This is a genomic window from Streptomyces sp. CRN 30, assembly GCF_034105845.1.
Map to the genome: position 1 here is coordinate 1 of NZ_JAVRHI010000285.1, position 15,657 is coordinate 15,657.

The 15,657-nt window shown below is 73.8% G+C and carries 14 protein-coding genes and 2 pseudogenes; 11 read left to right on the forward strand and 5 right to left on the reverse strand.

Annotation, left to right across the window (positions count from 1 at the left end; genetic code table 11):
• Both UW392_RS30475 and UW392_RS30480 read right to left on the reverse strand, forming a co-directional pair.
• Positions 1-1,441: ATP-binding protein (locus UW392_RS30475; protein WP_320778377.1), on the reverse strand; the 1,441-nt coding region annotated here is incomplete at its 3' end.
• 324 nt (positions 1,442-1,765) lie between these two features.
• Positions 1,766-2,725 (reverse strand): GlxA family transcriptional regulator, encoded by a 960-nt coding sequence (locus tag UW392_RS30480; RefSeq protein WP_320778378.1) that lies wholly within the window; start codon positions 2,723-2,725, stop codon positions 1,766-1,768.
• 71 nt (positions 2,726-2,796) lie between these two features.
• On the opposite strand from UW392_RS30480, the gene UW392_RS30485 reads away from it, so the two are divergent.
• The 5 genes and pseudogenes from UW392_RS30485 to UW392_RS30505 form a co-directional block, all read left to right on the forward strand.
• Complete coding sequence (locus UW392_RS30485; protein WP_320778379.1) at positions 2,797-3,747, forward strand: NADP-dependent oxidoreductase; 951 nt, start codon at positions 2,797-2,799, stop codon at positions 3,745-3,747.
• Between the two features lie 149 nt (positions 3,748-3,896).
• Positions 3,897-4,283 (forward strand): anti-sigma factor antagonist, encoded by a 387-nt coding sequence (locus UW392_RS30490; protein ID WP_320778390.1) that lies wholly within the window; start codon positions 3,897-3,899, stop codon positions 4,281-4,283.
• 173 nt (positions 4,284-4,456) lie between these two features.
• A complete protein-coding gene (locus UW392_RS30495) occupies positions 4,457-5,119 on the forward strand; it encodes a DUF4230 domain-containing protein (RefSeq protein ID WP_320778380.1) in 663 nt (220 codons plus the stop codon).
• Between the two features lie 64 nt (positions 5,120-5,183).
• Positions 5,184-5,807 (forward strand): VanZ family protein, encoded by a 624-nt coding sequence (locus UW392_RS30500; RefSeq protein ID WP_320778381.1) that lies wholly within the window; start codon positions 5,184-5,186, stop codon positions 5,805-5,807.
• 189 nt (positions 5,808-5,996) lie between these two features.
• Positions 5,997-6,851 (forward strand): annotated as a pseudogene (locus UW392_RS30505) (family 16 glycosylhydrolase); the annotation flags it as partial.
• A 13-nt stretch (positions 6,852-6,864) separates the two neighbouring features.
• Here UW392_RS30505 and UW392_RS30510 read toward each other — a convergent pair.
• Positions 6,865-7,101 carry a hypothetical protein gene (locus UW392_RS30510; protein WP_320778382.1) on the reverse strand — a complete coding sequence of 79 codons (237 nt, stop codon included), beginning with the start codon at positions 7,099-7,101 and terminating at the stop codon, positions 6,865-6,867.
• 141 nt (positions 7,102-7,242) lie between these two features.
• Between UW392_RS30510 and UW392_RS30515 the strand changes: the two genes are divergently transcribed.
• From UW392_RS30515 to UW392_RS30530, 4 genes are all read left to right on the forward strand, one after another.
• On the forward strand, positions 7,243-8,271 hold the full coding sequence (locus UW392_RS30515; protein WP_320778383.1) for a PHP domain-containing protein: 1,029 nt from the start codon (positions 7,243-7,245) through the stop codon (positions 8,269-8,271).
• Between the two features lie 65 nt (positions 8,272-8,336).
• Entirely contained in the window at positions 8,337-9,014 is a 678-nt protein-coding gene (locus UW392_RS30520; RefSeq protein ID WP_320778384.1) for an HAD family hydrolase, read from the forward strand.
• 29 nt (positions 9,015-9,043) lie between these two features.
• Positions 9,044-10,255 (forward strand): FUSC family protein, encoded by a 1,212-nt coding sequence (locus tag UW392_RS30525; RefSeq protein ID WP_320778385.1) that lies wholly within the window; start codon positions 9,044-9,046, stop codon positions 10,253-10,255.
• Positions 10,256-10,583: 328 nt separating this feature from the next.
• Positions 10,584-11,618 carry an NAD-dependent epimerase/dehydratase family protein gene (locus UW392_RS30530; protein WP_320778386.1) on the forward strand — a complete coding sequence of 345 codons (1,035 nt, stop codon included), beginning with the start codon at positions 10,584-10,586 and terminating at the stop codon, positions 11,616-11,618.
• A 23-nt stretch (positions 11,619-11,641) separates the two neighbouring features.
• On the opposite strand, the gene UW392_RS30535 is transcribed toward UW392_RS30530, so the two are convergent.
• A complete protein-coding gene (locus UW392_RS30535) occupies positions 11,642-11,929 on the reverse strand; it encodes a hypothetical protein (RefSeq protein ID WP_320778387.1) in 288 nt (95 codons plus the stop codon).
• 105 nt (positions 11,930-12,034) lie between these two features.
• Positions 12,035-13,333: an ROK family transcriptional regulator gene (locus tag UW392_RS30540; RefSeq protein WP_320778388.1), complete on the reverse strand. Its 1,299-nt coding sequence runs from the start codon at positions 13,331-13,333 to the stop codon at positions 12,035-12,037.
• Between the two features lie 256 nt (positions 13,334-13,589).
• Between UW392_RS30540 and UW392_RS30545 the strand changes: the two genes are divergently transcribed.
• Positions 13,590-14,843, forward strand: coding sequence for an FUSC family protein (locus UW392_RS30545; protein WP_320778389.1), 1,254 nt, complete (start codon positions 13,590-13,592; stop codon positions 14,841-14,843).
• 61 nt (positions 14,844-14,904) lie between these two features.
• Positions 14,905-15,657: pseudogene (locus UW392_RS30550) on the forward strand (hypothetical protein); the annotation flags it as partial.

The window sequence follows — 15,657 nt, forward strand, 5'->3', positions numbered from 1 at the left end:
CGGGCGACGCCGCGACCGTACGGGCCGGGGCCGCGGGGGCACCGGCCCCGGCGGCGGGCGCGACGGCCGCGGGGAGCGGGCCGAAGTACTTGTGCGGTACGACGACCACGACGGAGGTGCCGAGCCAGGGCGAGTCGGCGAAGGTGACGCGGATGCCGTAGCGGCGGGCGAGGGCGCCGACGACGCGCAGGCCGATGTTGGCGTCCTCGGAGATGCCGCCGATGCCGGCGCCGCCGCCGGTGCCCGCGAGGGCGTGCTCGGCCTCGCGCTTCTTCTCCTCGTTCAGTCCCTTGCCGGAGTCCTGGATCTCGATGCCGACGCCGTTGGGGACCTCCTTGCCGGAGACGACGACGGGCTCGGTGGGCGGCGAGTAGCGCGCGGCGTTGTCCAGCAGGTGGGCGAAGATCAGCGTGAGGTGGTCCACCAGACCGCCGTCGACGCCGAGTTCGGGGAGCTGGTGCACCTGGATGCGCTGGAAGTCCTTGATCCGGCCGATGCCGCCGCGCACCACGCTGAGCAGGCGCTGCTGTTCCTGCCACTGGCGGCCGGGCCGGTCGGAGCCGCCGAGGACGCCGATGCTGGCGGCGAGGCAGTCGGCGGGGCCGATGGCCTGGTCCAGCTCCATCAGGCCGCGGGCGACGGCCGGCAGCCGGCCGTGCTCGCCCTGGAGTTCGTGCAGTCTGCCGCGGAGCTTGCTGGTGAGGACGTGGATGCGGTTGCCGATACTGATGACGGCCTGCTCGGCGGAGGTCGAGCGGTCGAACTCGCGCTCCACGCCCATCAGGGAGGTCCGCAGCACCTTGCGGAGCTCGGCCTGGAGGTCCGCGCTCACCCGCGCGCACTGGTCGACGGTCGGCAGCAGGTCGTCGATGCCGTCACCGGCGCGCAGCCGCGCGAGGGCGTCGGGGAGCTGCTCGTCGGCGAGCCGGGACACCGCGGCGAACTGCTGGGCGAGCTGCTCCTGCCACTCGGCGGCCTGCTCCGCGATCCGGTCCTCGTAGTACTTGGTCTGCTCGGCGATCCGGTCCTCGTAGGAGCCGGTCAGCTCCTTGAGACGCTCCTCGTAGGCGCGCGCCTGTTCGGTGAGGCGGGCCTCGTGGGCGGTGTCGCGGTCGGCGAGCTGCGCCTGGAGGGCCGACCGTTCGGCGGCCGTCTTGCGCTCCAGACCCTCGACATGGCTCTGCCACTGCCGGCTCTGCTCGGCCTGCCCGGTGCGGTGGGCCTCCTCGGCGCCGCGCAGCCGCGCCTTGGTGCGGACGAGGAGACGTACACACACGACGCTCACCGCGGTGGCCGCGGCACCCGCGGCGGCGGCGGTTATGCGCTCCGAGCTCATGAACGTGGCGGCAACCGTCCCGCCTCCCAGGCCCAGCGGCATCAGCCACCAGCTGTACCAGGCGACAGGGGCCCGCGCCGCCGGTGGCGGAGTGGCGAGTTCCATCTGCATCCTTCGAAACACCATCGAACAGTGGGGGTAGGCACAAGTGGGGTGCACAGTGGGGTGTGCAAGGGGACCTCACCCATGGGTACGCGCCGCGAGCGACCCCGACGCGATCGCGTCAACTCGCAGCGCCGTTCGGGAGCTTATCTGTTCCGAACCCAAAAAGATCAATCTCGCTCATCCGCGGAAGTGAGGATTCCGTCACGCTGCGAGAGGGGCGACGGGTCGCCACATCCTCATACCCACCTGCGTTTTCGCCCCGTACCGCCTCCACCGCCTCCCGCCGGGGTGCGCGGAGAAAACCGGACGACCGACCCGCACTCGTCAGCGGGCCGGGCGGAACGTGCGCCGGTACGCCTGCGGGGAGACCCCGATCGTCGCGTGCAGGTGCTGGCGCAGCGAGGCGCCCGTGGCGAAGCCGACCCGGCCGGCGATCTGGTCGACCGGCAGGTCGCTGGATTCCAGCAGGTGCCGGGCGCGGACGATCCGCTGCTGGACGAGCCAGCGGCCGGGGCTGACCCCCACCTCGTCGTCGAAGCGGCGCGCGAAGGTGCGCAGGCTCATCCCGGCGTGTTCCGCGAGGGCGGCGAGCGTCAGCGGTTCGCCGAGGTGTTCCAGGGCCCAGGCGCGGGTGGCGGCCGTGCTCGCGGCGCCCGTCCGCGGCACCGGCTGCTCGATGTACTGGGCCTGACCGCCGTCCCGGAAGGGCGGGACGACGCAGCGCCGGGCGACGGCGTTGGCCACTTCGCTGCCGTGGTCCTCGCGGATCAGATGGAGGCAGACGTCGACGCCGGAGGCCGCGCCGGCCGAGGTGAGGACGGGGCCGTCGGCGACGAAGAGGACGTCCGGGTCGAGGGTGACGCGCGGGAACATCCGGCGGAAGACGTCGGTGAGCTGCCAGTGGGTGGTAGCCCGGCGGCCGTCGAGGAACCCGGCCGCGGCCAGCACGAAGGCGCCGGTGCAGATGGAGAGCAGGCGCGCGGTGGGGCGGACGAGCGCCAGGGCGGCGGCGACCTCGTCGGAGAGGCGCGCGGTGACCCGGGAGGGGGCGACCGCGGCGACGACCACGGTGTCGGCCGTGGCCAGCACCTCGGGGCCGTGGTCCGGGCTGACGGTGAAGTCGGCGTCGGTGCGTACCGGAAGGCCGTCGGCGGTGCAGGTCAGCACCTCGTACCGGCCGTCGGCCGCGCCGAGGACACGGCTGGGGATGCCCAGCTCGAAGGGGTAGACGCCGTCGAGGGCGAGGACCACGACCCGTTCCGGGCGTCCGTCGTACTGCCGCATGGCACGATCCTATCGGAGAGTGACGTTCTTGCCATTTCCCGGGCGGGCGGGCGGCGGCAGGCTGGGTGACCATGAACGATGTGAACACGATGCGAGTCATCCGCCAGGACACCCTCGGCGGCCCGGAGGTCCTCAAGGACGTGGCGGTGGAGCGCCCCGCTCCCCGTCCCAACGAGGTGCTGGTGCGGGTGCGCGCCGCCGGCCTCAACCCCACCGACTGGAAGCACCGCGAGAACGGCGGCTTTCTGGGCGAACCGCCGTTCGTCCTCGGCTGGGACGTCTCCGGCACGGTCGAGGCGGTGGGCATCGGCGTCGCGGAGTTCGCGCCGGGCGACGACGTCTTCGGGATGCTGTCGTACCCCTACGGCCACGGCTCGCACGCCGAGTACGTCACCGCCCCCGCGCGGGTCTTCTGGCACAAGCCGGCGGGGGTCGACCACGTGCAGGCGGGCGCGCTGCCGCTGGTGTCGCTCACCGCGTGGCAGGCCCTGGTGGAGCGGGCGGACGTCCGGCCGGGGCAGCGGGTGCTGGTGCACGCGGCGGCCGGCGGCGTGGGCCACGTGGCGGTGCAGATCGCCAAGGCACGGGGCGCGCACGTGATCGGCACGGCGAGCGCCGGCAAGCACGGCTTCCTGCGGTCGATCGGCGTGGACGAGCCGCTGGACTACCGGGAGACGGACTTCGCGGAGGCCGTGAACGACGTGGACGTCGTCCTGGACACGCTCGGCCGGGACACCCTGACCCGCTCGCTGCGCGTACTGCGTCCGGGCGGCATCGTCGTCTCGATCCTCCCGGTCGGCCCGGACGAGGTGTACGCGGAGGCGGAGCGGCTCGGGGTCCGGGTGGCGCGGATGCTCGTCGACGCCGACCGGGGCGGAATGCGGGAGGTCGCCGCGCTGGTGGAGTCCGGGAAGCTGCGGGCCTCGGTCGAGCGGACCTTCCCGCTCGCCGCGGCGCCCGAGGCGCACGCGCTCGGCGCGACCGGGCGCACCACGGGCAAGCTGGTCCTGGTCATGGACTGACCGGGGTCCGTCCCCTGCCCCGTCCCCGTGGACGGCGGGCATGAGAAAGCGATGACATATGTCAATCGAACATGCTCAAATTCATCCGTACGGGGGATACTTGGCGGGGGACACTTGCGGGGACAGGCGAAGCGGGAGGCGATGTGACCGTGCGGCAGGACCCCGCACCGCTCACCCGGCATCTGCACGTCCACGACGACCGGGGCCACACGGTGCTGCGCTTCCGCGGCGAGATCGACCTCTCCGTGGCCGAGGAGATCACCCCGCTCCTGGACCGGGCGACGAGCCGCCCCGGCGCCCGGGTCGTCCTCGACCTCAGCGGTGTCGAGTTCTTCGACTGCTCGGGGCTGCGGCTGCTCTCCCGGGCCAGGCGACGGGTGCTCGACCGCGGGGGTGAGCTGCACCTGGTCTGCGCCCACCCCCTCACCCTGCGCGTGCTGCGCATCACCGGCATGGCCCGGGTACTGCCGCCACGGCCGACGCTGGACGAGGTGGTGGGGCGGTCGGGGCCGCCGCCACCGCCCGCTCCCGCGTAGCCCGCGCGACCCACGCGACCCACGCGGCCCGCCCGCCCCCGCGCCCACCTGTCACGGCAGGTCGCGGGGGGAGCGCGCCCGGTGCGCTTCTCCGCTCCCCCGCTCTTCCCCAACTGACCTGTCTGGTACGGGAAGTGGGGGGCATGCGCACTGTAGGAAGGAGGGCCGCCGCCATGACGACTCCCATCGCGCGCCGCCCGCGCCGCATACCCGGCTGGGCCATCGTGCTGAGCTCGATCGCGCTCGTGCTCGTCGTGCTGTTCGCCGGGCTCCGGTTCGCCCTGATCCCGGGTCTGAAGGATCTGTTCGGCACCGAGACGCACGACCGTACGGGCCCCGCGCTGCTGGAATCCATCCAGGACATCAGCCGGTACGAGGCCGCCTCGGGCAACTTCCAGGTCGTCGTGGACCTGGAGAAGGACACCAAGTTCCTGCCCGACGCGGTCCGCGGCTCGCGCACCCTGTACGTCGGCGCGGGCTCGGTGGACGCCTACGTCGACCTCGGCAAGGTCGGCCGGAACGACGTCACGGTCGACGAGGACCGTACGTCCGCCACGATCCGGCTGCCGCACGCCGCGCTCGGCAAGCCGGCCCTCGACCCGGACCGCTCCTACGCCGTCTCCAAGCAGCGCGGTCTCCTCGACCGCCTGGGCGACCTGTTCTCGGACAATCCCAACGGGGAGCAGGCCGTGCAGAAGCTCGCCGTCCGGCACATCGGGGACGCCGCCGAGGAGAGCGGGCTGACCGGCCGGGCCGAGAGCAACACCACGGAGATGCTGGAGAACCTGCTGCGCTCGCTCGGCTTCGAGCACGTACGGGTCACCTTCCCGGATTGATTCACCCCTCGTACCGACCGTCCCCGTCCCGCTCCCTGACCCGTGCTCAGAACCGGAGGAACCGATGGACCGCGCCGCCGCCCCACGGCCGCGTTCGCTGCTGCGCCCCCGCGCCGCCAAGACCGAGGCGAAGACCGAGACGAAGACCGGGACCGGGACCGGGACCGGCACCAAGTCCGGGACCAAGACCGGGACCCGGCCCAGGACGGCCGAGGCGCCGCGTGAACGGCACGTCGTGCCCTGGCCGTTGCGTCTGCTCGCGACGGCCTGCGCCTTCGTCTTCATGGTGGCCTTCGCCGTCGTCCTGGCCAAGCTCACCCTCAACCCCTCGCCCGCCTCCGAGGCGCTGACCCACACCAACATGCACCCCGGGGAGTCCCTGCGGGCCTACCTCGACCAGCCCGCGCTGCGCGACGCGGTGAAACAGGTCGGCGGCAACATCCTGCTCGGCGTGCCGTTCGGCGTCCTCGTACCGGTGGTCGCGCCCCGCACCCGCGGGGTGCTGCGGGTGCTGCTGCTGACGGCCGTCGTGATGCTGCTGGTGGAGTTCGCGCAGGGGTCGATGGTCACGGGGCGGGCCTTCGACATCGACGACGTCATCCTCAACACCACGGGTGCGCTGGTGGGTTACCTGCTCCTCGGCCGGCGGATGGCCCGCGCGGTGCACGCGCGCCGCGCGCGGGCCTGAGGACGGGTCAGGGGCGAACGTGGGGACGGCCGTGAAGGAGCGGCGGTCGAACCGTCAGGGAAGTGGAATGGTCCGTACCACAGTGTTGACGGCCCCTTGTCCCCCCACTTGAATCACGAGGCGTCATCCCTTGCCCCCCACCTCACGCGGCGCTCCTGTCCCGGGGCGCCGCACGGAAGGGAGAGCCTCGTGACCCCACCACGCGTGCTCCGCGGAAGTCTCCTCACCACCGCCTGCGCCGCGCTGCTGGCCGGCAGCCTCGCGGCCGGTCCCGCGCAGGCGGACGGCCCCGGTGCCGCACCCGCCGCCGTCGCCTTCTCCGACACCTTCGACGGTCCGGCCGGCCAGGCCGCCGACTCCGCCAAGTGGCAGATCGAGACCGGCGACAACGTCGACAACCACGAACGGCAGTACTACACGGCCGGCAACGCCAACGCCGCCCTCGACGGCGAGGGCCACCTGGTGATCACGGCCCGCCGGGAGAACCCGTCCGGCTACGCGTGCTGGTACGGCACGTGCGAGTACACCTCGGCCCGGCTGAACACCTCCGGAAAGTTCACGGCGCGGTACGGACATGTCGAGGCCCGGATGCAGGTGCCGCGCGGCCAGGGCATGTGGCCGGCGTTCTGGATGCTCGGCGACGACCTCGGGCAGGTCGGCTGGCCGGAGTCGGGCGAGATCGACGTCATGGAGAACGTCGGGTTCGAGCCCTCCACCGTGCACGGCACGATCCACGGCCCCGGCTACTCGGGATCGGCGGGCATCGGCGCGGGTCACACCCTGCCGGGCGGCGCCGCCTTCGCGGACGACTTCCACACCTTCGCCGTCGACTGGTCCCCGGGCTCGATCACCTGGTCGGTGGACGGCACCGTCTACCAGACCCGCACCCCCGCCGACGTGGGCGGGAACCAGTGGGTGTTCGACAAGCCGTTCTTCCTGATCCTCAACCTGGCGGTCGGCGGGTACTGGCCCGGCGATCCGGACGGCTCCACCGTCCTCCCCCAGCGGCTGGTGGTCGACCACGTCTCGGTCACCACGAGCGACCGGTGACCGGCGGTCAGCGGGCCGTCCAGGTGAACTTGTCCCCGCCGACCCAGCGGACCACCGCGGGGTCGTCCAGGTCGTGGACGGTGATGCCGTACGCGGCGGCTGCTTCCAGTACGTCGATGACGGTCCTCGCCTCACCGACGACCCGTCCGTCGATCTCGACGATCCGGAACGGCGGTGTGGCCGGCTGGACACCCAGCACGAGGATGCGCGGCCGGGAGATGTACGGGCTCGCGATTTCGGTCATGGTCCGAGCGTAGGACGAACCCGCCACCGGGGCTCCCGGGGCGCGGGTGGCCCCCGGCACCGTCTCGCGGCGCCGGGGGCCGCCGTCGTCCGTCGTGCGGTCCCCGCCCGGCTGGGGAACCCTGGGGGCGAGGAGGTGGCGATGGACCCCGTCGAGGCGCTGCAACGGATCGCCTTCCTGCTGGAGCGGTCGCAGGCACCGACCTACCGCGTCCGCGCCTTCCGCACGGCGGCCGGGGTGCTCGCCGGCCTGTCCGCCGACGAGGTGCGGCAGCGGGCCGGGTCTTCCGGGGCGCTGGAGTCGCTCAAGGGCGTCGGCCCGAAGACGGCCCAGGTGGTGCGGGAGGCGCTCGCCGGCGAGGTCCCCGGGTACCTGGAGAAGCTGGAGGGCGAGGCCGGCGCGCCGCTCGCCGAGGGCGGTGAACGGCTCCGGGCGCTGCTGCGCGGCGACTGCCACCTGCACTCGGACTGGTCCGACGGCGGCAGCCCGATCGAGGAGATGGGCCGGACCGCGGCGGCCCTCGGCCACGAGTGGGCGGTGCTGACCGATCACTCGCCGCGGCTCACGGTGGCCCGCGGCCTCTCCCCGCAGCGGCTGCGGGAGCAGTTGGACGTGGTGGCGCGGCTCAACGAGAGCTGGGCGCCGTTCCGCCTGCTGACCGGCATCGAGTGCGACATCCTGGACGACGGCTCGCTCGACCAGGAGCCCGAGCTGCTGGAGCGGCTCGACGTGGTCGTCGTCTCCGTCCACTCCAAGCTGCGGATGGACGCCCGGTCGATGACCCGCCGCATGGTCGCCGCGGTCCGCGACCCGCACACGGACATCCTGGGCCACTGCACCGGACGGCTGCTGACCGGGCGGGGCCGGCCGGAGTCGGAGTTCGACGCGGACGCGGTGTTCGCGGCGTGTGCCGAGAGCGGTACGGCGGTGGAGATCAACAGCAGGCCGGAGCGGCTCGACCCGCCCCGCCGGCTGCTGCGCCGGGCCGTGGCGGCGGGGGTGCTGTTCTCCGTCGACACCGACGCCCATGCCCCCGGCCAGCTGGACTGGCAGAGCCACGGGTGCGCGCGGGCCGAGGAGTGCGGCGTACCGCCGGAGCGGGTGGTCACCACGTGGTCGTGCGAGGAGCTGCTGGCCTGGACGCGGGAAGGGCGCACGCCCCCGGCGTGACGGGCGGCTGACGTGGTACCCGGACGGAACCGAACGGAACCGACATCTCTGGGAAGGACCGGTGCATGGAGCGCGCGGCCGTGTTCGACGTGGACGGCACACTCGCCGACACCAATCATCTGCATGTCGTCACCTGGTGGGAGGCGTTCCGGCAGGCCGGTCACGAGGTGCCCATGCACGCCGTCCACCGGGCCGTGGGCCTGCCGTCCACCGATCTGATCGCCCACCTGCTGGGCGAGGACCGGGACACCGGCGAGGACGACGGCATCAGCGCCGCGCACAAGACGCTGTACGCGCAGTACTTCGACCGGCTGCCGGCGCTGCCGGGCGCGGGCGACCTGCTGCGCGGACTGGCCGGGGACGGCTGGAAGGTGGTGCTGGCCACCTCGGCGGGCGGCGCGGAACTGGGCGCGCTGCGACGGGCGCTCGACGCCGACGAGGCGATCACCGCGACCGCGAGCGCCGACGACGTCGAGGCGGGCAAGCCCTCACCCGAACCCGTCCAGCAGGCCCTGGAGCTGGCCGGGGTCCCTGCCGAGCGGGCCGTCTTCGTCGGCGACACGGTGTGGGACATGGCCGCGGGCAGCAGGGCCGGCGTGACGTGCGTCGGGGTGCTGTGCGGCGGCGTTCCCCGTGCCGACCTGGTGGACGCGGGCGCCGGCGAGGTCTACGACGACCCCGCCGACCTGCTGCGACGGCTGGCCGAGAGCCCCCTCGGACGAAACGGTGGTTCCGTGGGATAACCGGCGGCCACGGGGATACCTGGCGGATCATGATGGGTCTGGGCAACGCGGTCGGACGGGTCGCGGACGTGGTGCGGCAGGAGGTGTACGCCGCGGGCCGGGCCGTCCGGAACGCGGCGCGGGGTCCGGGACGCGATCGCGACCTGGTGAAACAGTCGCTGAAGGCGGCGGGCGCGGGGCTGATCGCCTGGCTCGTCGCGGGCGTCTGGATGGAGGACCCCATGGCGCTGATGGCGCCCTGGGTGGCGGTGGTGCTGGTGCAGGCCACCGTTTACAGCTCGGTACGGCAGGCCACCCAGCAGTTCGCCGCCATCTGCGTCGGCACGCTGCTGGCCTCCGGCGCGCAGGTCGTCACCGACGACACCACCGGCGCGCTGGCCGTGTCCCTGCCGCTGCTGCTGCTGATCGCCAACTGGCCGCGCTTCGGCGGACAGGGCGTCTACACCGCCACCACCGCCGTGTTCATCCTCGCCTCGGGGACCGTCTCGGAGTACGCCGTCGCCCACCGGCTCGGACAGGCGGCGCTCGGCGCGGTCATCGGCGTCGCCGTGAACGCGCTGGTGTTCCCGCCCGTCCACCTGCGGGACGTCCGCGAGAACCTCGCGCTGCTCGCCCGGGAGACGGGCGACGTCCTGCACACCGTCGCCGAGGGCCTGCGCGAGGAGTGGGACGAGCAGAGCGCCACCGACTGGTCGAGCGCCGCCGCCCGGCTGCGCTACCGCGTCGACGCGCTCGACTCCGCCCGCGGGTGGAGCCGGGAGAGCCTGCGCCTGACCTACGGGCCGCTGCGGGCCCTGCACCGGGTACCGCCGGCGTCGACCGTGCCGTCCGACGACGAGGACCGGCGGTGGAGCGCCGTCGTCGGCAACGTGACGGCGCTGACCCGGACGCTGGCGGTGACGGCCGACGAGCGCCGTACGCCCGTGTCGCCGGAGGCGCCGGTGCTGCGGCTGTACGCGCGGCTGCTGGAGCTGATCGGCGACGCCTGCCGGGCGGAGGCCGAGCGGCTGCGGAAGGGGGACGAGCACGGGCCGGAGCAGCCGGACCGGGAGGCGATGGAGGAACTGCACGAGCGGCTGCAGCAGGAGCTGCGGGAGTACGCCCGGCGGGGCGCCGCGACCACCGCGGTGCTCGGCACGCTGCTGCTCCAGGCGGAGAACCTCTGGGCGGAGACGATGCCGGACGACGGGCCGGAGCAGGACCGCTCCGCGGCGGCGCTCCCCGACACCCCGGCGCGGTGACGTCCCTACACGGTGACGTCCCTACACGGTGACGCACATCACCCCAAAACCGCACAGAGCGCGGAACACCCGGAGGGCCGGGTCCGTTGAAGAGAGCGTGGGTACGGATGGGACAGTGTCCCCGGGCCTCACCTATTGCCCACAGGGACGATCGTTCGGCTGAAGCCCTGTGGAGCCCCTCGCCGAGAGGCGACCGCCATCCGTACCCGCCCTTGATCCGCCCCGACCGTGATCCCCCCGTCCCGGTCGGGGCTTTCCTCTGTCCGGAACCCTCCGATCCGGGTACTCGGTGGCCTCCGTCATGACAAGCGGCCGAGAGGAGCCCAGGGTGAGCGGCGCAACGGGCAGCAGGATCGTGGTCACCGGGGCCACCGGCAACGTGGGCACCAGCGTGGTGCGGGTCCTCTCGGAGGATCCGGCGGTCGCGTCGGTGCTGGGCCTGGCCCGGCGGACACCGCGGTGGTCGCCGGAGCGGACGGAGTGGGCGGCGGTCGACCTCGCCGCCGAGGAGACGGATCTGACCGGCTTCTTCGAGGGGGCCGACGCGGTCGTCCACCTGGCGTGGGCGTTCCAGCCGACGCACGACCCCGCCACGACGTGGCGCACCAACGTGCTCGGCTCCCTCAAGGTCTACGACGCGGTCGCCGCGGCCGGGGTGCCGGCGCTGGTGCACGCCTCCTCCGTCGGCGCGTACTCGCCGGGCCCGAAGGACCACGCGGTGGACGAGTCCTGGCCGACGCACGGATGGCCGGACGCCGCGTACTGCCGGGAGAAGGCCTACCTGGAGCGCGTCCTGGACGTCTTCGAACGGGACCACCCCGGCGTCCGGGTCGTACGGATGCGTCCGGCGTTCCTCTTCAAGCGGGAGTCGGCGAGCGAGCAGCGCCGGATCTTCGGCGGCAAGTACCTGCCCGGTCCGCTGGCCCGGCCCGACCTGCTGCCGTTCCTGCCGGACATCCCGGGACTGCGGGCGCAGGCGCTGCACACCGACGACGCGGCCCGTGCCTACCTGCTGGCGGCCCTCTCCGCCGACGCCCGCGGCCCGTTCAACCTGGCGGCCGGCCCGCCGGTCGACGCGGAGATGCTGGGCGAGCTGGTCGGCACTCCGCGCCGGGTACGGCTGCCCCGGGCCGCGGCGCGTTCGGCGGTCGCCGCCGCGTGGGGGCTGCGGCTGCTGCCCGCCTCGCCGCACCTGTTCGACGCGGTGCTGCGGCTGCCGCTGATGGACTGCGCGCGGGCCCGTACGGAGCTGGGCTGGCGGCCGGAGCACACGGCCACCGAGGTACTGGCGGAGTTCCTGCGGGGATTCCGGGAGGGCGGCGGCACCGCCACCGAACCGCTGCGGGGGCGCAAGGTCGGCTGACCTCACGCCCCCCGGGGGGATGCTCAGCCGGACGACTCGTCCGGCACGGGGTGTTCGGGGTGGACGGTGCCGGCGTTCGGGGCGCCCTGACGGCCGGTGCCGGCCTCGTCGGTGTCCGGTACGTCGTCGGCGGCCCCGGCCTGTTCCACCGCGGCGGCGTCGGCCTCGTCGGCGCCGTCGCCGCTCTCGCGCGCCGCCAGACCGGGGGCCACCTCCCAGGGGTCCTCCCCCGCGTCGGCCTGCTGGTCCGGCATGTCCCGCGGCACGGGCGCACCGTTCTCGCCGGGTCCTTCGGCACGGTGGTCGGTCACGACGCCTCCTTCCGCCGCCCGGCACCGCGGGCGACCGTCTCGTTCGAGCGACTCCGGGTACCTCCGCGCCGGCCGGCGAAACGCGGGGCGGCACCCGCGCCCCCCTCAGCGCGGCGCCCGTTCCTCCAGAGCCGTGCGCCAGGCCGGGGACGGGTCCGCCGGGGCGGGGTCGGGGGCCCGGCCGCCGCGGGTGAAGAAGGCCGCGAGGGGCAGGATCGCGGCGCCGACCGTCACCGCGTCCGGGCCGAGGCTGCCGAGGTCGATGGTGACCTTACCGGCGGGGTGGCGCAGCGCGTAGGAGCGCGCGTGACGGCGTACGGCGGGCAGGAAGCGGGTGCCGAGCTGGAGTCCGGCCCAGCCGCCGACGATGATCCGCTCGGGCTGGAAGAGGTTGATCAGGTCGGAGAGACCGGCACCCAGGTACTCGGCGGTCTCCTCCAGGACGGCCACCGCGACCGGGTCCGGGGACTCCCCTCCGGCGGGGTGGGCGGCGGCGAGCATCGCGGTGAGGGCGGTCTCCTCGTCGTCGGCGGCAGTCGTCCGCGGGACCCGTCCGCCCTCCTCCCGCCACCGGGCGAGGAGCGACTCGGCCCCCGCGTACGCCTCCAGGCAGCCCCGCGCGCCGCACCGGCAGCGGCGTCCCCTGACCCGCACGGTCAGGTGCCCCCACTCCACGGCCCGGCCCTGCTCCACCTCGGGGGTGACGAGGCTGGCGCCGACGCCGGAGCCGAAGAGCACCACGACGGCGTTGCGGGCGCCCCGCCCGGCGCCGAACCACATCTCCGCCTGGCCGAGGGTGCGGGCGCCGTTGTCGATCAGGTAGGGCACGGTGTCGGGCAGCGGGGAACCGGCGCGCAGCAGCGCCTCCAGCGGGACGGCGTCCCAGCCGATGGTCTGGCCGTGCACGACGGCACCCCGGTCGGCGGTGTGCTCGACGATGCCGGGGACGCCGATGCCGGCGCCCAGCAGCCGCTCGGGGGCGACGGCCGCGGCACCGAGCACCTCGGCGACGCCGTCCCGGATGTGGCCGACGACGACGTCGACGTCGTAGCGCTGCGGGGCGAGGGGCCGTTCGGCGCGGGCGAGTTCGGTGAGGGTCAGGTCGAACAGCTCGACGCGGACCCGGGTCTCGCCCACGTCGACGCCGATCATGTGGCCGCTGCCGGGCGCGACCCGCAGCAGGGTGCGGGGGCGGCCGCCGTCGGAGTCGACGCTGCCCGCCTCCTCCACCAGCCCGTCGGCGACGAGGTCGGCCACGACGTTGCTGACGGAACCGGAGCTGAGCCCGGTCGCGGGGCCCAGCTCGAAACGGCTCAGCGGACCGTCGAAGTAGAGCCGTTGCAGGACGGCCGTCCGGTTGGCCCTTCTGAGGTCGCGTACCGTACGGCCGTTGCGCCCTGCCATGTGGCTCCCTCCCGAACCGTGCCCGACCTGCAAGATACCTCTCGGGCCGGGTCCGTCGCGACTTCCCCCGGCTCTTAATTCACGCTGTGAACTAAGCGGGCCGGGCGGACGGCCGCCCACGCGCGCCACCACACGTCCGGCCCCGCACGGCGCGTGGGAGCGATACGGGTGTGTCTGCTGAGGCTACGGTCCGTCATGTCCGGTACGTCATTTCCGATACGTTCGTTGCACCTGGGGAAGGGGAACAGACCCGAGGATGCTGGATGTACGTGAGAACTCGGTGTCCCTCGCACGGTGGCTGAAAAAGGTGCTCCGCGATCCCGTCGTGGTGCAGGCGCTGCGCTCGGCGGCCGCGGCGTCGATCGCGTACGTGATCGCGGTACGGCTGAGCCCCGAACCCGCGCCGCTCACCGCCCCGCTGACGGCGCTGCTGGTCGTGCAGGTCACCCTGTACGCCACCCTGAAGATGAGCTTCCGCCGGGTCAACGCGGTGGTGGCGGGCGTACTGGTCGCCATCGTGTTCAGCGCGGTGGTGGGCCTGAGCTGGTGGAGCCTGGCCCTGATCATCGTGGCGGCGCTGGGCGTCGGACACCTGGTACGGGCGCACGAGTTCACGGCCGAGGTGGCGATCAGCGCGATGCTGGTGCTCGGCGTGACCGCGCACGGCGCGCTGGCGTGGGCCCGGATCGTGGAGACGCTCATCGGCGCCGTCGTCGGCCTGGGCTTCAACCTGGTCCTCGCACCCCCGGTCTGGGTGGAGCAGGCCGGGGCGTCGATCGAGAACCTGGCGCGGCGGTTGCGGCAGCTGATGCTGCGGGTGGGTGAGGAGGCCGCCGGCGACACCCCGTTCCACGAGGCGGCGGCGCGGCTGCACGAGGCACGCGGCCTCGACCACGACATCTCGGCGGTGGACGAGGACCTGCGGCAGGCCGAGGACAGCCTGCGGTTCAACCCGCGGGTGCGCGAGGGACTGCTGCACCGGGTGGTGCTGCGCACGGGGCTGGACACGCTGGAGATCTGCACGGTCGTCCTGAGGGTCCTCGCGCGTACTCTGACCGACCTCGCCAAGGAGCGCGAACCGGAGGCGCTGTTCCCGCCGGAGACCGGCGCCACGGTGGAGCGGCTGCTCTCCGAGATCGGCGACGCCGTGGTCAGTTTCGCGGTCCTGGTCACCACCAGCGTCAGCGAGAACGCCGAGTCGGCGGAGGAACGGCTCTCCGCCGAGCTGCGCCAGGCGGCGGTGACCCGGGACAAGCTCGCCCAGCTGCTCCTGGAGGAGGTGCAGCGCGACGCCCGGCAGTGGCAGTTGCACGGGGCCGTGCTGACCGAGGTCAACCGCATCATCGACGAGATGGACACCGAGCACCGCTCGCGCCGGCTGCTGGAGGAACTGGACCGGCACAGCCAGGAGCAGCGCGAGCGCCGGCCGCGGCTGACCCGGCTGCGGGACCGGGTGCGTTCGACGCGGCGGCGCGGGAACCGGAACACCGCCGGCCGGCGTTCTTCCTGAGGGCACGGCAGCGGCCCCGCCGCGCGCGGCGCGGTGGCCACGGCGGACACGGGGGACCTGGATGAGCGGTGCGGGCGTACGGATCGACGGGAACACCCTGCGGCTGCCCGGCGGAGTGGCGGTGCGGTTCGTCCGCACCCTGCGGCTGCCCGAGACCGGCACGCACCCGCTGCCGCCGGGGCTCGGTGAGTTCCCGGTACGCCGGGTGGCGGACTTCGCGGACACCGTGCCCGAGTCCTGGCTGGCCCGGGGCGGAGTGATGCTGCCGGTGTACCTGCGCGAGGCGATGTGGCTGAGCTTCGCCGGGACCACGGAACCGGCCGCGCTCCAGGTCGGGGTGGGCAAGGTGTGCGCGGTCTCCGGCCGTCCCTGGAGCGACCGGCTCTCCCGCGCCCCGCAGAACTACGTGGTGCTGCCCCGGCAGCCGTGGCTCGACGGCATCAACTCCGGGACGGGTACGGTCCGCCAGTTCGTGGCGGTGCCGCTGGGACTCGGCGCGAGCGTCGAGGGCCAGGTCACCGGCGAGGAGGTGTGGGGCGGGGTGCAGCTGCGGTCCTTCCCGCTGCGCGAGGAGGCGCTCGCCCGGTGGCGCGCGCGGCGGCGGACCGCCGAGCGGACCCCCGGCGGACACGGCGCGGTACCGCCCCCGGCCCCGGGCACAGCACCGGGCACAGCACCGCCCGGCGGCGCGGTACCTATGGCCGGTGGGGGCCTGATGGCCGGCGGGGCGCCGATGGCCGGCGGGAGCCCGATGACTGGCGGAGCGCCGATGACCGGCGGGGCGCCGGGAGCCGGTCGGGCAGCAGGGGCCGGT